Source organism: Petropleomorpha daqingensis (genome assembly GCF_013408985.1).
In the GTDB taxonomy this organism is placed as follows: Bacteria; Actinomycetota; Actinomycetes; order Mycobacteriales; family Geodermatophilaceae; genus Petropleomorpha; species Petropleomorpha daqingensis.
Window position 1 is genome coordinate 5,212,252 of sequence record NZ_JACBZT010000001.1, and the last position, 19,755, is coordinate 5,232,006.

Below are 19,755 nucleotides of genomic sequence, written 5' to 3' on the forward strand. Positions count from 1 at the left end.
TTTGTCGCGATGAAGCGCCTACAGGAGTCTCTGGGTCCAGAGCAGGCTGAGGACGGCGCCGACGAAGGCCAGGAAGACGCCGGTCCGCACGAACCACGGGCTGATGTCGTGCGGCTCGGTCGTGTACCCGATCTGGCTGCCCAGGTCGGCGTAGACCTTCTCCAGCTCGGCGGCGCTGGCGGCCTGGCTGTAGCTGCCGCCGGTGTCGTCGGCGATCTTCTTCAGCGTGGCGCGGTCCACCGGCACCGGCACCGTCTCGCCGTTGAGGTCGAGGGTGCCGTAGTCGGTGCCGAACGCGATCGTCGACACCGGCACCTTGGCCGCGGTCGCCGCGTCGATCGCCTGGGTGTCGTCGCGGCCGACCGTGTTGTAGCCGTCGGAGAGCAGCACGATCCGCGCCGGCGGGAGGTCCTCGCTCGGGGTGTCCAGGCTGTCCTGGAAGTTCTGGATCGCCGAGAGCGAGGTGAACACCGCCTCGCCGATCGCGGTCGCCTCGGCCAGCTGCAGGTGGTCGATGGCGGTGCGCACCTGCGCGCGGTCGGTGGTCGGCGGCACGAGCGTGGTGGCCGTCCCGGCGAAGGACACCAGCCCCAGGTTGATCCGCGCCGGCAGCACGTCGACGAACTGCTTGGCCGCGGTCTGCATCGCCTTGAACCGGGTCGGGTCGATGTCGGTGGCCTTCATCGACAGCGACACGTCCACGGCCATGATCACCGTCGCCCTCTCGCGCGGCACCCGCACCTCGGCGCTCGGCACGGCGAGGGAGACGACCAGCGCGACCAGCCCGAAGGCGACCAGCCCGAACGCGACGTGCCGCCGCCAGCCCGGGCGCTTGGGCACCAGCGAGCCGAGCAGGGCGACGTTGGTGAACCGCGCCGCGTAGCGCTTGCGGCGCAGCTGCAGGACGACGTAGAGCGCCACCAGCGCGGCGACCGCCAGCAGCAGGAGCAGCCACAGCGGTGACTGGAAGCTCATCGGGAAGCCCCTCCGGTGCCGGCACGCCGGCGGTCTGCGACGAAGCGGACGACGTCCATCAGCCAGTCGCGGTCGGTGCGCAGTCGCAGGTGGCCGGCGCCCGCCCGGCGCATTGCGGCGGCGACCTGCTCGCGCTGGGCGGCCGCGCCGGCGGCGAACCGGGCGCGGAACTCGGCGTTGCCCGTCGGCACCTCGAGCGTCTGGCCGGTCTCGGGATCGACCACGGTCAGGTCGCCCACGTCGGGCAGCTCCAGCTCCCTCGGGTCGACGACCTCGATGGCCAGCAGCTCGTGCCGGGCGGCCAGGCCGCGCAGCGGGCGCTCCCAGTCCGCGTCGCCCAGGAAGTCGGACAGGACGACGACCAACCCGCGCCGGCGGTAGGGACGGCGCAGCGTCTCGAGCGCCGCGGCGAGGTCACCCCGGCGGCCTCCCGTAGCGCGCGGGGTGGCGACGACGGAGCGCAGCAGCCGCTCGGCGGACACCCGGCCCGACATCGCCGGATAGCGGTCGACCCGCTCACCGGTCGTGACCACCGCGCCGAGCCGGTTCCCGCCGTGCACGGTCAGGTGGCTCACCGCGGCCAGGCCGGCGATCACCAGGTCGCGCTTCTGGCAGTTCGCCGTCCCGAAGTCGAGGCTGGCCGACAGGTCGACCACCGCCCACGTCTCCAGCTCGCGGTCGGCGATCGTCTCCCGCACGTGCGGGACCTGGGTGCGCGCGGTGACCGGCCAGTCCATGCGCCGGACGTCGTCCCCCGGGTGGTAGGTGCGCGAGTCTCCGGCCTCGGTGCCCGAGCCGGGCACCAGCCCGAGGTGGTCGCCCTGCAGCAGCCCGTCGAGCCTGCGGCGGACGGTCAGCTCCAGCCGGCGCAGCAGCACGTCGGCCGGCCCGTCGGTGAACCGCGGCGGCGCGCCGTCCCCCTGCCCCGGGTCGATGCCCGAGCCGGGGGTGCCGGCCGTGGCGTGCAGCAGCAACCCCGCGTGCGCCGGGCCGTCGGCCTCGGCCGGCGCGGGCGACGAGCGCCGGAACCGGGGACTCACGCCGGCTGCGGACCCTGCGCGTAGCCGTTGCCGCCGGGGACCTGCGGCGCGCCGTTGGGCGGCGGGCCCTGCGGCGGACCCTGCGGCGGACCCTGGTGCGGGCCCTGCGGCGGGCCGAACTGCATCGGACCGGCCGTCGGCACGCCGAACACCGGCGCCTGCGGCACGTGCGGGCCGCCCGGCTGGCTCGGGCCGTAGCCGCCGGCGCGCTGCCGCGGCGCCACCTGGGGCAGCGGCACGGTCTGCACGATCCGCTTGACGATGTGGTCGGCCGGCACGCCGTCGGCGAGGGCGTCGTAGGAGAGCACCAGCCGGTGCCGCAGCACGTCGGCGGTGACGTCGAGGACGTCCTGGGGCAGCACGTAGTCCCGCCCGCGGATGAGGGCCAGCGCCCGCGCGGCGGCGATTAGGCCGAGCGACGCGCGGGGGCTCGCGCCGTAGGAGACCCACGTCGCGACGTCGTCCATGCCGTGCTGGCGCGGTGAGCGGGTAGCGACCACCAGCCGGACGACGTAGTCGACCAGCGCGTGGTGCACGAACACGTGCGCCGCCGTGTGCTGCATGCGGAGCAGCTCGTCGGGCGAGAGGACCGTCTCGGCCACCGGCGGCTCGGAGCCCATCCGGTAGATGATCTCCCGCTCCTCCTCGGGGCTGGGGTAGTCGACGAGGACCTTCATGAGGAACCGGTCGCGCTGGGCCTCGGGCAGCGGGTAGACGCCCTCGGACTCGATCGGGTTCTGCGTGGCCAGCACCAGGAACGGGTCGGGCAGCGGGTGGGTCACGCCGCCGATCGACACCTGCCGCTCGGCCATGACCTCCAGCAGCGCCGACTGCACCTTGGCCGGCGCGCGGTTGATCTCGTCGGTGAGGACGAAGTTGGCGAACACCGGGCCCAGCTCGGTGTCGAAGGTGTCCTGCCCGGCCTTGTAGATGCGGGTGCCGATGATGTCGGCCGGCACCAGGTCGGGGGTGAACTGCAGGCGGGCGAACTTGCCGCCGACCACCGTCGCGAGCGTCTCGACCGCGAGGGTCTTCGCCACGCCGGGAACGCCCTCGAGGAGCACGTGCCCCCTGGCCAGCAGCGCGACCAGCATCCGCTCGACCAGCCGGTCCTGCCCGACGATGACCCGCTTGATCTCGAACAGCACCCGCTCGAGCCGGGCGGCGTCGGTCGAGGGCGGAACCGGCGCGGGGCTGCCGGAGGGGGTCTCGAGCGGGGTGCTGGCGGCGCTGGTCACGTGGCTCCCTGGTCGTGCCGGTCCGGCCCTCCGCAGCGGAAGGCCGCCGACGGGGCGCATGCCCGTCACGGCCAGTGTCCTACAGCTTCCTGGGCGAGGGCTGTGTCGACCGGGCCCGACACGGTGATCTCACGACACGCACCATGGGCCCTGCCTTGCGGCCACCATCACTGCTAGCCTGTTTCCTGCGTCGGGCAGCTCCCCCCGTGGCTGCCCGACGCCCTTACGTTTTCAGGTCGCTCACGCCGTGTCCTTGGCGCGACTCCGCGCCCCGGTCCGCTCCTCGCTCGTTCCTCGCTGCGATGCTCCCGGGGCTGTCGTCACGCGGAAGGCCGCACCGCGCCGGCGTAGCCGCTCCACCACATGGTCGACACCTTCACGACGTCGCCGCTCTCCGGCGCCTGGATCACCTTGCCGCCACCCAGGTAGATGGCGACGTGGTGGATCGTGCTCGGGTCGGCCGGGTCGTTGGCCCAGAAGACCAGGTCCCCGGGCTGCAGGTCGGCCTTGGCCACCTTGGCCAGGGCGGTGAACTGCGCGCGGCTGTTGCGCGGGATCGCGATGCCGGCCTGCGCGTAGGCGTACTGGGTCAGCCCGCTGCAGTCGAACCCGACCACGTTGAGGTCGAGGTCGATGCCGTAGCCCGGCCCGTTCGTGCCGCCACCGCCCCAGGAGTAGCTGACGCCGAGCTGGGTCATCGCCGCGTCGATCGCGGCCTGCGCGGCCGAGGCGTTACCGGGGCCGGCCTCGGTGCGGACGACGGGGTCGGAGGTGGAGCTCGACGTCGGTCGCGGCGCGGCGGCCCTCTGCTGCGCGGCGAGGCGGTCGGCGGCCTGCTGCTCCCCGACGAGCTGGACCAGCTGCGCCTGCGCCTGGTCGAGCTGCTGCTGCAGCGCGACCTGCTGGGCCTGGACCTCCGTGGCCTGCTGGCGCGCGGCGCGCTCGGAGTTCTGCGCGACGGTCAGCGCGTCGGCCGCCTGCTGCTGGAGCTGGCCGGCCTGGGTCAGGGTGACCTGCGCGGCGGCGTCGGCTTGGTCGGCCTGCTGCCGGGCCGCGGTGAACTCGGCGACCTGGTCGGTGCGGTGCGCGCCGGCGGCGTCGAGCAGCGCGGCCCGCTCGATCAGCTCCGCCGGGCCGGCCGAGGTGATCAGCACCTCGGCGCCCGCGTAGGTGCTGTGCGTGATGAAGCTGCGGCGGGCGAAGGCGACCAGCTGGTCGTGCGAGGTCTGCAGGTCAGCGGCGGCCTGCGCGGCGGCGGCCGCGGCCTGGTCGGCGGCGGTCTGCGCGGCCTGGAACTGCGCCTGCTTGGCCTGGTAGTCGTCGAGCGCGATCGCGGCCTCGGCCTGCGCCTTGTCCACGCCGGCCTGGGCCTCGGCCAGCTGGCCGGACAGCGCGTTGATCTGCGCAGTGGCCGCGTCGGCGGCCGCCTTCGCCTGCTGGACCTGGGTGTCCGACGGTCGCTTCGGTGCCGCGTTCGCCGGTCCGGCGAGCACGCCCAGGGTGAGAGCAGCGGTGACGATGACGCCGAGCGCCGTCCCCACCGAGCGCCCAGTAACTCTGCGCGCACGCACTGAACCGACCTCCGATCAACGACCTGACGTGCGGATACACGCCCAGGTCCTTGATCGACAGGACGGCGGGAGGTGGACAGCGGGCCGCCGCGCCCCTCACCCGGAGGGGTGACGCAGTCCTCGGGGAGCGACGTGCGTCTGTGGCGGGTTCCAGCCGGAAAACCCGCCGCAGACTCACACTGCTGTCAGTTGACCTGGCGCTCCGAGGCCGACCAGAAGGACTCGCGGAGCTTGAACTTCTGGATCTTGCCGGTGGCGGTGCGCGGGATGGCGTCGCGGAACTCGACCCGCTTGGGGATCTTGTAGCCGGCGATCTTGCCGCGGCAGTGGGCGATGATCTCGTCCTCGGTGGCGTCGGCGCCCTCGGCCTTCACGACCAGGGCGGTCACCAGCTCACCCCACTTGTCGTCGGGGATGCCGATGACGGCGACCTCCGCGACGGCCGGGTGGCTGAAGACGACGTCCTCCACCTCGATGGACGAGACGTTCTCGCCGCCGGTGATGATCACGTCCTTCTTGCGGTCGGAGATCGTGAGGTAGCCGCCGTCGTCGATCGAGCCGCCGTCCCCGGTGTGGAACCAGCCGCCGTCGAGCGCCTCGGCCGACGCGTCGGGGTTCTCCCAGTACCCGGCCAGGACGACGTTGCCCTGCGCCAGCACCTCCCCGGATTCGCTGGTCTGCAGCCGGATGCCCAGCGCCGGCACCCCGGCGCGGGAGAGCTTCTTGGCCCGCTCCTCCGGCTCGAGGGCGTCGAACTCCTCGCGCGGCCGGTTGATGGTGAGCAGCGGCGCGGTCTCGGTGAGGCCGTAGATCTGGTTGAACTGCCAGCCGAGCTCGGCCTCCACGCGGGCGATCGTCTTCGACGGCGGCGGGGCGCCGGCGACGACGATCCGCACCCGGTCGCGGCCGGGGATCTCGCCGTCCCAGTGCTGCGCGGCCTCGAGGACGGCGTTCCACACCGCCGGCGCGCCGCACATCAGCGTGACGCCGTGCCGCTCGACGCGGCGCAGGATCTCCGCGCCGTCGATCTTGCGGATCACCACCTGCTTCGCGCCGAGTCCGGCGGTCGTGTACGGCATGCCCCAGCCGTTGCAGTGGAACATGGGCAGCGTGTGCAGGTAGACGTCGCGGTCGCTGACCTGCATGTGCATGCCGAAGGTGACCGCGTTGACCCAGATGTTGCGGTGGGTCATCTGCACGCCCTTGGGCCGGGCCGTCGTCCCGCTGGTGTAGTTGATCGTGGCCGTGGCGTCCTCGTCCGGCTCGGCCCACGGCCGCGGCTCGGTGTCGAAGCGGAGGAACTGCTCGTACTCCTCCCCCGTGCCGAACTTGTGCTCGGCGTCGACCCCCTTGAGCGACTCCTCCAGCTCCGGGTCGACGAGCATCACGCGCGCCCCGGAGTGCCCGACGATGTAGCGGACCTCCTCCGGCGAGAGCCGGAAGTTGATCGGCACGAGCACGCGCCCCGACGACGGCACGGACAGCAGCAGCTCGAGCAGCCGGGCGGAGTTGTGGCTGACGATCGCCACCCGCTCCCCCTCGCCGATGCCGAGCGCGTCGAGCCCGGCCTGGAACGCGCGGCCGCGGCGGGCGAGCTCGCGGTAGGTCACCTCGCCCAGCGACGGAGCCGGCTGGTCGGGCTCATCGACGACGCCCACCCGGTCGCCGTAGACCAGCTCGGCCCGGTCGAGGAAGTCACGGGCGGTCAGGGGCACGCGCATGTCCGGCTCCGGGGTGCTCAGGCCGGCTCGACCGGCCGCGACGACGTGGTCGCCGTCACGTTAACGCGCGAGCAGCTCCGGCAGCACCGTGCCGATCGGCTCGCGGACGACGAGGTCGGCCAGCTCGTCGTACGGGGTGGGCTGGGCGTTCACGACGACGATCCGCGCGCCGTGCGCCGCGGCGACGTCGGTGAGCCCGGCCGCCGGGTGCACGGTCAGCGAGGTGCCGACCGCCACGAAGACGTCGCAGTCGGCGGCGGCCCGCGCGGCGGCGTCGATCACGTCGGGGTCGAGCATCTGGCCGAAGCTGATCGTGGCCGACTTGAGGATGCCGCCGCAGAGGAGGCAGGCCGGGTCGCGCTCGCCGGCCTCGACCCGGTCCAGGGCGGTGCGCATCGGCGTCCGGTCGCCGCAGGACAGGCAGGTCACCTCGTGCACCGTGCCGTGCACCTCGATCACCACGGCCGGCGAGGAGCCGGCCTTCTGGTGCAGCCCGTCGATGTTCTGCGTGACCAGCGCGCGCAGCCGGCCCTGCCGCTCCAGGTCGACCAGCGCCGCGTGCCCGGCGTTGGGCTCGGCGGTCCACGCGGGGTGGCGCAGGCGTTCCTGCCACGCCCGGCGGCGGATGTCGGGGTCGCCGACGTAGTACTGCAGCGTCGAGAGCTTCTCGGCCTCCGGGTCGCGGGTCCAGACACCCTGCGGTCCCCGGAAATCGGGGATCCCGCTCTCGGTGGAGATGCCGGCACCGGTCAGCACGGTGACCTGCCGGGCGGCGGCGAGCCAGTCGGGCGGTGTCACGGTCCTCCCTGCGGGTCGGGGTCGTCGACGCCGCCGAACCGGCTCAGCGGCCAGACGATCATCGACACCTTGCCGATCACGTCGTCCACGGCGATGGTCCCGCCGTACCTGTCCCGGAGGTGCTGGGTGGAGTCGGCCGAGATCGAGCGGTGGTCGCCCATCACGAACAACCGTCCCTGCGGCACGGTCACCGGCCCGAACGCCCGCCTGTCGATCGGCGTGTTCTCGTAGATGTAGGGCTCGTCGAGCGGCTTCGCGTCGACGGTGACCCGCCCCTGCACGTCGCAGCACTGCACGGTCTGCCCGCCGACGGCGACCACCCGCTTGACGAAGTCGTCCCCCGCCGGCGGCGCGACCCCGATCGCCCGCCCGGCCGCGAGCAGCGCACCGGAGAACCAGTTCGACGGCTGCTCCGAGGCGGCCTCCGGCTCCCAGGTGTCCGGTCCCTGGAAGACGACGACGTCCCCCGGCTGCGGGTCGGCGAACCAGTACGGCGGCTTGGTCACCAGCACGCGGTCGCCGGTGCACCCCGGGCAGCCGTGCAGCGTCTTCTCCATGGAGCCCGACGGGATGAAGAACGCCTGCACCAGGAAGGTCTTCACGCCGACGGCGAGCACCAGCGCCACGACCAGCAGGATCGGCAGCTCGCGCAGCCAGGAGCGGCGCCGCCGCTGCGGCTCCTCCGTCACGCAGCCACCGCGGGTGCGCGCCGGCGCCGGACCAGCCGGCGCACCGCGCGCTCCGCCCGCGGCACGAGCAGGACGACCGCGAGGGCGTAGAGCGCCCCGAGCAGCGTGTCGACCACGTAGTGCTCCCCGGCCCAGACCAGCACCAGCGGCATGAGCACCGCGTAGCTCACCAGCGCCGCCCGCAGCCAGACCCGGCGGGTGAAGGGCAGCAGGACCAGGACGACGAGGACGGCGAACGCGGTGTGCAGCGACGGCACCGCCGCCACCTGGTTGACCTGCCCCTGCCCGTGCTCGAGCAGGGCCCGGGCGCGCGGCAGCCCGAGCACCTGCCAGCCGCTGCCCGACAGCCGGTGCACCGGCTCGATCACGTGCTCCTTCGCCGCCAGCCACGGCGGCGCGGCCGGGTAGAGCACGTAGGTGACCAGCCCCGCGACGGAGAGGGCGACGACCAGCCGCGCGTAGCGGGCCCAGCGCTGCCGGTCGCGCACCCAGAGGATGCCGAGCACGAGGGGCGTCACCACGAAGTGGCTGCCGTAGACGAGCGCGGCCAGGGCCTGCCACCACTCGGCGGTCAGGTGCTGCTGCAGCCAGACCGTCGGCAGCACTCCCCCGCCGAGCCACCGGTCGACCGCCGCCGGCTCGGTGACGTGCACGGGGAAGCCGAAGCCGTCGGCCAGGCCCCGCGTCTGGTCGTAGGCGAGCAGCGCGGCGGCCAGGGGGAACCAGTCGACCACCAGCCGCACCAGCCGGCGCCACCCGGCGCTGAGCGCGTGCACGACCAGGCCGGCGAGCACCCAGCCCAGCAGCACGATGCGGTCGGTCGGCAGGCCGTCCTCCACGCAGGTGGCGGCGAAGGCCGCGGCGAGGACGGCCCACAGCGCGACGCGGAGCAGCCGGCGGCGGTCGGGCCGGACCTCCGCGGCGGGTGGCGCGAGCGCCGCGGGGACTGCCGGGGAGTCCACCGAGGTCACGGCGGGGCACGTTAGGTGAACGGCGGGCGTCCCGGGGGGAACTGCTGCGCCCCGGGTGTCGCAGCTCACGGGTGACCCACCCACGGCCCCGGGCTACGCCCTGCAGGGTGGACTGGGATGATCCAGGGTGGCAACAAGCGGGAGAGACCACGAGGGTGAGGCGCACACAGTGGCAGCCAGCAAGGACAGCTTCGGTGCGAAGGCGACGCTGCGCGTCGAGGGCACCGACTACGACATCTACCGGCTCGACGCGGTGGAGGGCTCCGACAAGCTGCCCTTCAGCCTGAAGGTGCTCCTGGAGAACCTGCTGCGCACCGAGGACGGCGAGGACATCACCGCCGACCACATCCGGGCGCTGGCGAACTGGGACCCGAACGCGGAGCCGGACCAGGAGATCCAGTTCACCCCGGCACGCGTGGTCATGCAGGACTTCACCGGCGTGCCCTGCATCGTCGACCTCGCCACCATGCGCGAGGCCATGGCCGAGCTCGGCGGCGACGCGCAGAAGATCAACCCGCTGGCGCCGGCCGAGCTGGTCATCGACCACTCCGTCATCGCCGACGTCTTCGGCACGCCGGAGTCGTTCGAGCGCAACGTCGAGATCGAGTACGAGCGCAACGGCGAGCGCTACCAGTTCCTGCGGTGGGGCCAGGGTGCCTTCGACGACTTCAAGGTCGTCCCGCCGGGCACCGGCATCGTCCACCAGGTCAACATCGAGCACCTGGCCCGCGTCGTCTTCCCCCGCCAGGACGGCGACCGCGTCGTCGCCTACCCGGACACCTGCGTGGGCACCGACTCCCACACCACGATGGTCAACGGCCTCGGCGTCCTGGGCTGGGGTGTCGGCGGCATCGAGGCGGAGGCCGCGATGCTCGGCCAGCCGGTGTCGATGCTCATCCCGCGGGTCGTCGGCTTCAAGCTGACCGGCGAGCTGCCCGAGGGCTCGACCGCCACCGACCTGGTGCTCACGATCACCGAGATGCTGCGCCAGCACGGCGTGGTCGGGAAGTTCGTCGAGTTCTACGGCGAGGGCGTCTCCGCGGTGCCGCTGGCCAACCGCGCCACGATCGGCAACATGAGCCCGGAGTTCGGCTCGACCGCGGCGATGTTCCCCATCGACGAGGAGACGATCAGCTACCTGAAGCTGACCGGCCGTTCGGCCGAGCAGGTGGCGCTGGTCGAGTCCTACGCCAAGGAGCAGGGCCTCTGGCACGACGCATCGCGCGAGCCGGCGTTCTCCGAGTACCTCGAGCTCGACCTGGCCACCGTCGTCCCCTCGATCGCCGGCCCGAAGCGCCCGCAGGACCGCGTCGCGCTCTCCGACGCCAAGGCGTCCTTCCGCGAGGCGCTGCCGACGTACGCCGGGAACGCCGACAGCGACCCCGACGACGCCGCCGACGCGCGCTCCGCGGCCGACGAGGCGGTCGAGGAGACCTTCCCGGCCTCCGACCCGGCCAGCCCGTTCGCCCACGGCAACGGCGAGGCCGGCAAGCCGCACGCCATCGTCCCGGCCGCCTCGGCCGACCGCGCCTCCACGCCGACCAAGGTCGTGCTCGAGGACGGCACCGAGACCTTCGTCGACCACGGTCACGTCGTGATCGCCGCGATCACCTCCTGCACCAACACCTCGAACCCGCAGGTGATGATCGGTGCCGCGCTGCTGGCCAAGAAGGCCGTCGAGCTGGGGCTGTCGACCAAGCCGTGGGTGAAGACGACGCTGGCCCCCGGGTCCAAGGTCGTCATGGACTACTACGAGAAGGCCAACCTCACCCCGTACCTGGAGAAGCTCGGCTTCTACCTGGTCGGCTACGGCTGCACCACCTGCATCGGCAACTCCGGCCCGCTGCCCGAGCCGGTGTCGGCCGCGGTCAACGAGGCCGACCTGGCCGTCGTCTCGGTGCTCTCCGGCAACCGCAACTTCGAGGGCCGGATCAACCCCGACGTCAAGATGAACTACCTGGCCAGCCCGCCGCTGGTGATCGCCTACGCGCTGGCCGGGTCGATGGACGTCGACATCACCACCGAGCCGCTGGGCAAGGGCAAGGACGGGCAGGACGTGTTCCTGCACGACATCTGGCCCTCCCCGCACGAGGTGCAGTCGGTCATCGACGAGGCCGTCACCGCGGAGATGTTCGCCGAGGACTACGCCGACGTCTTCGCCGGCACCGAGCAGTGGCAGAACCTGCCCACGCCGACCGGCGACACCTTCGAGTGGGACGCGCAGAGCACCTACGTGCGCAAGCCCCCGTACTTCGAGGGCATGGCCGACCAGCCGGCGCCGGTCGAGGACATCTCCGGTGCGCGCACCCTCGCGGTGCTCGGCGACTCGGTGACCACCGACCACATCTCGCCGGCCGGCTCGATCAAGGCCGACAGCCCGGCCGGGCAGTACCTGCGCGAGCACGGCGTCGACCGCCGCGACTTCAACTCCTACGGCTCCCGGCGCGGGAACCACGAGGTCATGATCCGCGGCACGTTCGCCAACATCCGGCTGCGCAACCAGCTGGTGCCCGGCACCGAGGGCGGCGTCACCAAGAACCACCTCACCGGCGAGACGACGACGATCTTCGAGGCCTCGCAGGCCTACCAGGAGGCCGGGATCCCGCTGGTCGTGCTGGCCGGCAAGGAGTACGGCTCGGGTTCGTCGCGCGACTGGGCGGCCAAGGGGACGGCGCTGCTCGGCGTCAAGGCGGTCATCGCCGAGAGCTACGAGCGCATCCACCGGTCGAACCTGATCGGCATGGGCGTGCTGCCGCTGCAGTTCCCCGAGGGCCAGAACCGCGAGTCGCTCGGCCTGACCGGCGACGAGGAGTTCTCGATCACCGGGATCACCGCGCTCAACGACGGCTCCACCCCCCGCACGGTCAAGGTCACGGCCGGCGATGTGGAGTTCGACGCCCGGGTCCGGATCGACACCCCCGGTGAGGCGAACTACTACCGCAACGGCGGGATCATGCAGTACGTCCTGCGCTCGCTGCGGCAGGGCTGAGCCCGCATGGACCTGGGGCTGGGCGGTCGCGGCTACCTGCTCACCGGCGCGAGCCGGGGGCTGGGCTTCGCGACCGCCCGGGCCCTCGTCGACGACGGCGCGCGCGTGCTGCTCAGCTCGCGCGGTGCCGACTCGGTGCAGCAGGCCGTCGCCGACCTCGGCGGTGAGCCGAAGGCGTTCGGGACGACGGCCGACCTCGCCGACGGCGACGCCGTGCAGCAGCTGGCCGCCGATGCCGCCGAGCGGCTCGGTCGCCTCGACGGCGCGCTGATCTCGGTGGGCGGGCCGGCCCCCGGGGAGATCTTCGAGACGACGCCGGAGCAGTGGCGGCGGGCCTACGACAGCGTCGTCCTCGGGCCGGTGTGGCTGGTCCGGGCGCTGGTGCCGCACCTGGCCGAGGGCGCCGCGATCGGCTTCGTCCTCTCCACGTCGGTCCGCGAGCCGCTGCGCGGCCTGGCCATCTCCAACGCCCTGCGGCCGGGGCTGGCGATGACGATCAAGTCGCTGGCCGACGACCTGGGGCCCAAGGGCGTCCGCGTGTTCGGGCTGATGCCGGGCTCGATCGCCACCGACCGGATGACGTCGCTGTGGGACACGTCCGGCGATCCGGACGCCGCCCGCCAGGCCACCGAGGCCGGCATCCCGCTGCGCCGGGTCGGCGAGCCCGAGGAGTTCGGCAGGGTGGCGGCGTTCCTGCTCTCCCCCGCCGCGTCCTACGTGACCGGGACCGTGGTCGCCGTCGACGGCGGGCGGCTCCGGTCTCCGTGAAGGAGCCGGTGCTCGTCGCCTGCGCGCACGGCACCCGCAACCCCACCGGCCGCCGGCTGATCGCCGAGCTGGCGCTGGCCGCCCGCCGGCTGCGACCCGGCCTGGTCACCACCGCGGCCTTCGTCGACGTGCAGCCGCCGACCGTCGTCGACGTCGTCGCCTCGCTGGCCGCCGAGGGACGGGCGGCCGTCGTCGTCCCGCTGCTGCTGTCCGGCGGCTACCACGTGCACGTCGACATCGCCGGTGCCGTGGCGGCGCACCCGGGAGCGGTCGCGGCGCGGCCGCTCGGCCCCGACGAGCGGCTGGTCGAGGTGCTGGCCGACCGGCTGCGGGAGGCCGGTGCCGATGCGGGCACCGCCGTCGTCCTGGCCGCCGCCGGGTCGAGCGACCCGCGGGCGGTGGCCGACGTCGAGCGCACCGCGGCCCTGCTGCAGTGGGGCCGGTCCGGCCCGGTGACGTGCGGCTACGGATCGGCGGCGACCCCGTCGGTGCCGGACGCGGTCGCCGCAGCCCGGGCGGCCGGAGCCACCCGGGTCGTGGTCGCCGCGTACCTGCTCGCCCCCGGGCACTTCGCCGACAAGCTGGCCGCCGCGGGCGCCGACGCGGTCACCGCTCCCCTGCTGCCCGACGACCGGGTCGCCGCCGTGCTGCTGGACCGCTACGACGCGGCGCGGGACTAGACGGCGGGCACCGGCTCCGGCTCCGCGACCGGGCCGGTCCGGGGCAGCCGGACCAGGCTGCCGCTGACGATCCCGGCCATGGCGAGGAAGCCGGCCGCCACCACGAAGCCGAGCGCCCAGCCCGACACCAGCGCGTCGACGAACGCCGGGGTCCCGGGCGGGCCGGCCGCGATCGCGTCGGTCCGCGCCGTGCTCACCGCCGTCAGGATGGCCAGCCCCAGCGAGCCGCCGATCTGCTGCCCCGAGTTCAGCAGGGCGCTGGCCACGCCGGCGTCCTCCTGCGGCACGCCGGCGACCGCCGAGCTGGTCAGGGCCACGAAGGTCATGCCCATGCCGAGGGCCAGCAGGCACAGCGCGGGCAGGATGACGCTCGCGTAGGAGGAGTCCGGCTGCAGCCGCAACGCGAGCGCGAGCATGCCCGCCGCACCGAGGGTCGGCCCGACGATGAGCAGCGGTCGCGCCCCGATGCGGGCGAGCAGCTGGGAGCTGATGGCGGCGCCCACCACGATGAACCCGGTCATCGGCAGGATCGCGAAGCCGGCGCGCAGCGGCGAGTACCCGTGCACCTGCTGCATCCAGAGGACCAGGAAGAAGAAGACCGCGAACAGGCCCGCCCCGACGAACAGCGCGCCGAGGTCGGCACCCAGCAGGCTCCGCGAGCGGAACAGCCGGAAGTCGACCAGCGGGTCGCGCGTCCGGCGCTGGACGACGACGAACGCGGCGAGCAGCACGACGGCCAGCCCCAGCATCAGCAGCGTGCGGGCCGACGTCCAGCCGTAGTCGTTCCCCTTGACCAGCGCGTAGACCAGCGCGATGAGCCCGCCGGTCGCCAGCACGGCACCGGGGACGTCGAAGCCCCGGGCCCGCGCGTCGCGGCTCTCGGGCAGGATCCGCAGCGCGCCGAGCACGGCCAGGATCGCGACCGGGACGTTGATGAACAGCACCCACCGCCAGCTCGCGTACTCGGTGAGCACACCGCCGAGGATGAGGCCGATCGCCGCGCCGCCGGCGGAGATGGCCGCCCAGACGCCGAGGGCGCGGTTGCGCTCGCGCCCCTCGGCGAAGACGACGGTGAGCATCGACAGCGCCGACGGCGCCATCAGCGCCCCGCCCAGCCCCTGCAGCAGGCGGGCCCCGATCAGCAGGCCGAGGCTGCCGGCCAGGCCGCCGAGCAGCGAGGCGACGGCGAACAGGAGCGCACCGGCGACGAAGACCCGGCGGCGGCCCAGCCGGTCGGCGAGCTTGCCACCGAGCAGCAGGAAGCCGCCGAAGGTCAGGGTGTAGCCGGTGACGACCCAGGACAGGTCGTTCGCGCTGGCGACGTGCAGCTCCTTGGCGATGTCCGGGAGGGCCACGTTCACGACGCTCACGTCGAGCACGATCATCAGCTGGCTCATGGCGAGCACGAGGAGGGCGAGGCCCTTGCGGACCTCGCGGCCGTCGGGGAGACGGGATGGGCCGACCGTCGGGCCGGCGTCGGTGGTGGTCACAGCAAGCCCCTTGGTGGCTGGCTCAACAGCCGTGGAGTCATTGACTCAACGAACGTAGAGCGACCGCCGGTCTGGGTCAACACCTGTAGAGTGAGCGCGTGTCCACGTTCAGTGCCGAACCGACGTCACGGGAGGAACGGCGCCGTCGGACCGAGGCGTGCATCCTCCACATCGCCCGCCGGCTCTTCGCCGAGGAGGGCTTCGACCGGGCCACCATCCGCGCGGTCGCCCAGCGAGCGGGCGTCGACCCCGCGCTGGTCATGCAGTACTTCGGCAGCAAGGAAGGCCTCTTCGCCGCGGCCATGAAGGGCGCCCACGGCGGCGGGCAGCTCCGCGAGGCCGAGCGCGCCGACATCCCGGCCGCCGCCCTGCACGACCTGTTCGCCAAGTTCGAGGAGACGACCGACCGCGAGGCAGCCGCAGCGCTCGCCCGCAACTTCCTCACCCATCCCGAGGCGCACCGGATCATGCGCGACGAGGTGATGTGCTCCCTGGTCCAGGGGCTCGCCGGGAAGATCGGCGGGAAGGACGCCGAGCTCAAGGCGGCCCTGGTGATGGCGTGCACGTTCGGGCTCGGCCTGGCCCGCTACCTGCTGCAGATCCCCGGGTTGGCGCAGGCGCAGCGGGCCGACATCGAACGGCTCCTGGAGCCGGCCCTGCGCGCCGTCCTGGACGCGGGCGACTGACCGTCCGCTACCCCAGCAGCCGGCGCACGGACTCGACGTAGCCGCCCGGGTCCACGTCGCCGAGCAGCAGCCGCTGCAGCAGGAAGCCGAGGACGAAGGAGAACAGCGCCGCGCCCAGCTGCGCCGGATCGGCGTCGGCCGGCAGCCGGCCGGTCTGCTGCGCCCGGCGCGCGACCTCCACGAAGTAGCCGCGCATCGTCCCGTACGCGCCCCCGGCCACGGCGGCCACCGCGGGGTTGCGCAGCGCCTCGGCCCACGCCTGGACGGCGACCCGTGTGGTGTCGACCGGGGCCGCCTCACCGACGGACACGATCAGGTCCACCGCCGCCGCGACGGCCTCGGCGGGATCGGGGGCGTGGCCCTCCTCCAGCAGCTGCTCGAACCGGTCGGCCGCCCGACCCAGCACCCGGTCGACGATCGCCTCGATCAGCTCGTCCTTGCTGCGGAAGTAGCGGTAGACCGCGCCGGCAGACAGCCCGCTGGCCGCGATGACGTCGGCCATCCCGGTCGCCTGGAAACCGTTGGCGGCGAACCGGGCGGTCGCCGCGTCGATGATCTGGTCGCGGCGGGCGGCCAGGTGGGCTTCGGGGACGCGAGGCACGTCGCCATCGTAAAACGAACGATCGTTCTTGACAGCAGGTACAACCCGGAGGAGTCTGCTCGACGTAAGCGAACGGTCATTCGTTTTATCGAGGAGACCCCCATGTCCACCCCCTCCGCCCGCCGGGACGCCGCCCGCCTGGTGCCGCTGCTGGCGGTGCTCGCCGTCCTGCTCACCGTCGTCCTGACCGCCTTCGCCTGGCCGGCCGTCAACACCGCTCCCCGGGACCTCCCGGTCGCCGTCGCCGGTCCGCCCGCGGCCACGGCGCAGGTCGCCGCCGCGCTCGCCGCGGCCGAGCCGGGCGCCCTCGACGTCCGCACGCTCCCCGACGAGCAGGCCGCCCGGGCCGCGATCACCGACCGCGAGGTCTACGGCGCGGTCGTCGTGGGCGCCGACGGGCCGCACCTGCTGGTGGCCTCGGCCGCCTCCCCCGTGGTGGCGCAGTCGCTGCGCCAGGTGGCCGCCGGGCTCGGCGCCGCCTCGGGCAGCACGGTGCGGGTCGAGGACGTCGTCCCGACCCCGGCGAGCGACCCGCGGGGCGCCGGACTGGCCGCGGCCGCCCTGCCGCTGGCGCTCGGCGGCATCCTGACCGCCGGTCTGGTGTCGCGGATGATCCGCCGGATCCCGCTGCGCGCCGCCGCGGCGGTGGCGATGGCGACGGTCGGCGGCATGGTGACCGCGACCGTGCTGGGCACGTGGCTCGGCTCGGTGCAGAGCGGCTGGTGGACGACGACCGGCGTCGTCGCGCTCGGGATGGCGGCCACCGCGCTCGTCCTGCTCGGCCTGCACGCCCTGTTCCGCGAGATCGGGTTCGCGCTCGGCGCGGCGGTGATCGTGCTGCTGGGCAACCCGCTGTCCGGGCTGACCAGCGCGCCGGAGCTGCTGCCCAGCGGCTGGGGCACCCTGGGCCAGCTGCTGCCGCCCGGCGCGACCGGCACGCTGCTGCGCTCGGTGTCCTGGTTCGACGGAGCGGGTGCCGGCACGCCGCTGCTGGTGCTGTCGACGTGGTGCGCGGCCGGGCTGGTGCTGCTCGGCGCCGGCGCCCTGCTGAGCTCCCGCCGCCGTCCCGCGCTGCACAGCGTGCCGCTCGCCGTCCCGGCCTGACAGGCTGGCAGACCCCCACCCTCGAGGAGGACGACGTGCCCGACTACCCCCAGTCGATCACCCCGGTCGGGCACGTCGAGCCGGTCCCCCGCCGCGTGCGGGCCCTGCTCGGCGGGCAGACCGTGCTCGACACGACCGCGGCCCGCTACGTGTGGGAGTGGCCGTTCTACCCGCAGTTCTACGTGCCGATCGCCGACCTGGCGCCCGGCGTCCTCGTCGACGAGGGCGTCGACAAGCGCCGCAAGGTCGGGCCGGTGCGGCAGTACGGGCTCACCGCGGGCGACGAGAAGCGCTCGGCCGCCGCCTGGGCGCCGACCTCCGGCGAGCTGGAGGGCACCGTCCACCTCGAGTGGTCGGCGCTGGACGCGTGGTTCGAGGAGGACGAGCAGGTGTTCGTCCACCCGCGGAACCCGTACACGCGGGTGGACGCCCTCCGCTCGACGCGGACGGTGCGGGTCGAGCTCGAGGGCGTGCTGCTCGCGGAGTCGTCGTCCCCGGTGCTGGTCTTCGAGACCGGCCTGCCGACCCGCTACTACCTGCCGCGTCCCGCCCTGCAGCTCGCGGCGCTGGAGCCGTCGGACTCGGTGACCGAGTGCCCGTACAAGGGGCGGACCAGCGCGTACTGGTCGGTGCGGATCGGCGACGCGCTGCACCGCGACCTGGCGTGGTCCTACGACTTCCCGACCCGGCAGCTGCTGCCGATCGCCGGCCTGGTCGCGTTCTACAACGAGAAGGTCGACATCTCCCTCGACGGGCAGCTGCTCGAGCGGCCGCGGACGCACTTCTCCTAGGCGGTCCAGTGGAGGAACCGCTCCCCCAGGGTGATCACGAGGAACCAGGTCGCGAAGGCGACGACCGGTACCGCCGGCGTCCACCAGGAGCCGCGCAGGGCCAGCCGGGAGAGCTGCACGGCCAGCAGCACCCACCACACGAGCAGGACGGCGACCGCCCAGCCGGGCGCGACCAGCCCCGAGGCCAGGTAGTAGACGCCGACCACTAGGTGCAGCAGCGCGGACAGCGCCGCGAGCACCCAGGTGCCGGCGGACGGGCGGTTCGCCCCGGTCATCCCGGCTCCGGTCCGGTCGCCGCCGGGCGGTCCGGGTCGGCGCACCACTGCGACCACGACCCGGGCCACAGCGCCGCGTCGATGCCGGCCTCCGCCAGCGCGGCGACCTCGTGGGCCGCGGTGACCCCGGAGCCGCAGTAGACGCCGACGGTCCGGCCGTTCGCGGCCCCCAGCGCCGCGAACCGCTCGCTCAGTGCAGCCACTGGAAGGAACGTGCCGTCGTCCGCGAGGTTCTGCGTGGTGGGAGCGCTGACCGCGCCCGGCACGTGCCCGGCGCGCGGGTCGATCGGCTCGACCTCGCCGCGGTAGCGCTCGCCGGCACGGGCGTCGAGGAGCAGCCCTCCTTCCGCGGGCAGCGCCGCGGCCTCCTCCAGGGTGAGGGTCGGCAGCCCGCCCCCGGTCAGGACGACGTCGCCGGGCGGCGGGACGACCTCGCCGGCCTCGACCGCTCCCCCGGCGCGCTGCCAGGCCTGCAGACCGCCGTCCAGCAGCCGGACGTCGGCGATGCCCGCCCAGCGCAGCAACCACCAGGCGCGGGCGGCCGCGCCGCCGCCGGTGTCGTCGTAGACGACGACGCGGTCGCCGGTGCGCAGTCCCCAACGGCGGGCGGTGTCCTGCAGTCGCTGCAGCGACGGCAGCGGGTGCCGGCCACCTTCGCGGGACGGCGGGTCCGCCAGCTCGGCCTCGAGGTCGACGAAGACCGCGCCGGGCAGGTGCGCCTCGAGGTAGCGCTCGCGTCCGCGGTCGTCCCCGAGCGCCCAGCGGACGTCGAGCAGCCGTGGCCGGTCCGCCGCGGCGAGCAGCTCCCCGGCCGGGATCAGGACCTTCACTGGGGGGCGAGCAGCCCGCGCAGCTCCTGCGTGAGCGCCTCGCGCGCCTCGGCGTTGCCGTGCCAGGCCGCGGGCGTGGTCTGGAACAGCGAGATCTTCCAGCGCCCCGACTCCTGCACGGCCACCATCGTGTGCACGGCGTGCAGCCTCGGGTCGAAGTCGTTCCCTCCGGGCGGGATCATCCCGGCGTGCGCCATGAGCACGGCGACGTCCGGCGTGACCTGGCGGACCGAGCGGATGAGCGCCACGTACGCAGGGGTCTGGTGGCTGCCGAAGATCTGCCGGAGGTCGGCGGCGATGGCCAGCCGGCCGTGGTGGTGGCTGCCGTCGAAACCGATGATGTCGCCGTCGTCGGCGAAGGCCGAGGCGACCCCCGCGCCGCTGCGCCGGTTCCACCCGTCCAGGAACTGCACGTAGAGCGTGCGGATGGCGGCGTCGTGCGGGTGTGCAGCTGTCACGCGAGTGACGGTAGTGGTCGCCGAGCCGGTGCTGTTCGACCCTCGCCGCAGCGCTCCGCAGCCGGTACTCGGCGTGCCCG

Annotated in this window: 19 protein-coding genes; 6 read left to right on the forward strand and 13 right to left on the reverse strand. The window is 73.7% G+C overall.

What is annotated here, in order from left to right:
• Positions 1 to 18: 18 nt before the first annotated feature.
• The 8 genes from GGQ55_RS25650 to GGQ55_RS27445 all read right to left on the reverse strand — a co-directional run bounded on the left by GGQ55_RS25650 (position 19) and on the right by GGQ55_RS27445 (position 9,003).
• The gene (locus GGQ55_RS25650; protein ID WP_179721710.1) at positions 19 to 975 is read right to left on the reverse strand and encodes a VWA domain-containing protein; all 957 of its coding nucleotides are present in this window, start codon (positions 973 to 975) and stop codon (positions 19 to 21) included.
• A complete protein-coding gene (locus GGQ55_RS25655) occupies positions 972 to 2,015 on the reverse strand; it encodes a DUF58 domain-containing protein (RefSeq protein WP_366490260.1) in 1,044 nt (347 codons plus the stop codon). Before GGQ55_RS25655 ends, GGQ55_RS25650 begins: the two co-directional genes overlap by 4 nt.
• Positions 2,012 to 3,253 (reverse strand): AAA family ATPase, encoded by a 1,242-nt coding sequence (locus tag GGQ55_RS25660; RefSeq protein WP_436277840.1) that lies wholly within the window; start codon positions 3,251 to 3,253, stop codon positions 2,012 to 2,014. The genes GGQ55_RS25655 and GGQ55_RS25660 overlap by 4 nt, the downstream gene beginning before the upstream one ends.
• A gap of 320 nt (positions 3,254 to 3,573) precedes the next feature.
• A complete protein-coding gene (locus GGQ55_RS25665) occupies positions 3,574 to 4,794 on the reverse strand; it encodes a C40 family peptidase (RefSeq protein WP_366490262.1) in 1,221 nt (406 codons plus the stop codon).
• A gap of 215 nt (positions 4,795 to 5,009) precedes the next feature.
• Positions 5,010 to 6,545, reverse strand: coding sequence for an AMP-binding protein (locus GGQ55_RS25670; RefSeq protein WP_179721711.1), 1,536 nt, complete (start codon positions 6,543 to 6,545; stop codon positions 5,010 to 5,012).
• A gap of 60 nt (positions 6,546 to 6,605) precedes the next feature.
• Entirely contained in the window at positions 6,606 to 7,343 is a 738-nt protein-coding gene (locus tag GGQ55_RS25675; RefSeq protein WP_179721712.1) for an SIR2 family NAD-dependent protein deacylase, read from the reverse strand.
• On the reverse strand, positions 7,340 to 8,032 hold the full coding sequence (lepB, locus tag GGQ55_RS25680) for a signal peptidase I (RefSeq protein ID WP_179721713.1): 693 nt from the start codon (positions 8,030 to 8,032) through the stop codon (positions 7,340 to 7,342). Before lepB ends, GGQ55_RS25675 begins: the two co-directional genes overlap by 4 nt.
• The gene (locus GGQ55_RS27445; protein WP_179721715.1) at positions 8,029 to 9,003 is read right to left on the reverse strand and encodes a phosphatase PAP2 family protein; all 975 of its coding nucleotides are present in this window, start codon (positions 9,001 to 9,003) and stop codon (positions 8,029 to 8,031) included. Before GGQ55_RS27445 ends, lepB begins: the two co-directional genes overlap by 4 nt.
• 169 nt (positions 9,004 to 9,172) lie before the next feature.
• Between GGQ55_RS27445 and GGQ55_RS25690 the strand changes: the two genes are divergently transcribed.
• The 3 genes from GGQ55_RS25690 to GGQ55_RS28685 are packed head-to-tail and all read left to right on the forward strand — an operon-like array spanning position 9,173 to position 13,440.
• A complete protein-coding gene (locus tag GGQ55_RS25690; protein WP_179721717.1) occupies positions 9,173 to 11,992 on the forward strand; it encodes an aconitate hydratase in 2,820 nt (939 codons plus the stop codon).
• Positions 11,993 to 11,998: 6 nt separating this feature from the next.
• A complete protein-coding gene (locus GGQ55_RS25695; protein ID WP_179721719.1) occupies positions 11,999 to 12,760 on the forward strand; it encodes an SDR family oxidoreductase in 762 nt (253 codons plus the stop codon).
• Complete coding sequence (locus GGQ55_RS28685; protein ID WP_366490266.1) at positions 12,757 to 13,440, forward strand: sirohydrochlorin chelatase; 684 nt, start codon at positions 12,757 to 12,759, stop codon at positions 13,438 to 13,440. The genes GGQ55_RS25695 and GGQ55_RS28685 overlap by 4 nt, the downstream gene beginning before the upstream one ends.
• Here GGQ55_RS28685 and GGQ55_RS25705 read toward each other — a convergent pair.
• On the reverse strand, positions 13,437 to 14,930 hold the full coding sequence (locus GGQ55_RS25705; protein ID WP_218859447.1) for a DHA2 family efflux MFS transporter permease subunit: 1,494 nt from the start codon (positions 14,928 to 14,930) through the stop codon (positions 13,437 to 13,439). The genes GGQ55_RS28685 and GGQ55_RS25705 overlap by 4 nt on opposite strands.
• Before the next feature lie 98 nt (positions 14,931 to 15,028).
• Between GGQ55_RS25705 and GGQ55_RS25710 the strand changes: the two genes are divergently transcribed.
• The gene (locus GGQ55_RS25710; RefSeq protein WP_179721721.1) at positions 15,029 to 15,616 is read left to right on the forward strand and encodes a TetR/AcrR family transcriptional regulator; all 588 of its coding nucleotides are present in this window, start codon (positions 15,029 to 15,031) and stop codon (positions 15,614 to 15,616) included.
• A 7-nt stretch (positions 15,617 to 15,623) separates the two neighbouring features.
• Here GGQ55_RS25710 and GGQ55_RS25715 read toward each other — a convergent pair whose 3' ends face one another.
• Positions 15,624 to 16,217 (reverse strand): TetR/AcrR family transcriptional regulator, encoded by a 594-nt coding sequence (locus tag GGQ55_RS25715; RefSeq protein WP_179721723.1) that lies wholly within the window; start codon positions 16,215 to 16,217, stop codon positions 15,624 to 15,626.
• A gap of 102 nt (positions 16,218 to 16,319) precedes the next feature.
• On the opposite strand from GGQ55_RS25715, the gene GGQ55_RS25720 reads away from it, so the two are divergent.
• Positions 16,320 to 17,321, forward strand: coding sequence for a hypothetical protein (locus GGQ55_RS25720; RefSeq protein WP_179721725.1), 1,002 nt, complete (start codon positions 16,320 to 16,322; stop codon positions 17,319 to 17,321).
• A gap of 35 nt (positions 17,322 to 17,356) precedes the next feature.
• Positions 17,357 to 18,112 carry a DUF427 domain-containing protein gene (locus tag GGQ55_RS25725; protein WP_179721727.1) on the forward strand — a complete coding sequence of 252 codons (756 nt, stop codon included), beginning with the start codon at positions 17,357 to 17,359 and terminating at the stop codon, positions 18,110 to 18,112.
• On the opposite strand, the gene GGQ55_RS25730 is transcribed toward GGQ55_RS25725, so the two are convergent.
• The 3 genes from GGQ55_RS25730 to GGQ55_RS25740 are packed head-to-tail and all read right to left on the reverse strand — an operon-like array spanning position 18,109 to position 19,675.
• Positions 18,109 to 18,387, reverse strand: coding sequence for a hypothetical protein (locus GGQ55_RS25730; protein ID WP_179721729.1), 279 nt, complete (start codon positions 18,385 to 18,387; stop codon positions 18,109 to 18,111). The genes GGQ55_RS25725 and GGQ55_RS25730 overlap by 4 nt on opposite strands.
• Positions 18,384 to 19,217 (reverse strand): sulfurtransferase, encoded by an 834-nt coding sequence (locus GGQ55_RS25735; RefSeq protein ID WP_179721732.1) that lies wholly within the window; start codon positions 19,215 to 19,217, stop codon positions 18,384 to 18,386. Before GGQ55_RS25735 ends, GGQ55_RS25730 begins: the two co-directional genes overlap by 4 nt.
• Entirely contained in the window at positions 19,214 to 19,675 is a 462-nt protein-coding gene (locus GGQ55_RS25740; protein ID WP_179721734.1) for an SgcJ/EcaC family oxidoreductase, read from the reverse strand. The genes GGQ55_RS25735 and GGQ55_RS25740 overlap by 4 nt, the downstream gene beginning before the upstream one ends.
• Positions 19,676 to 19,755: the final 80 nt, after the last annotated feature.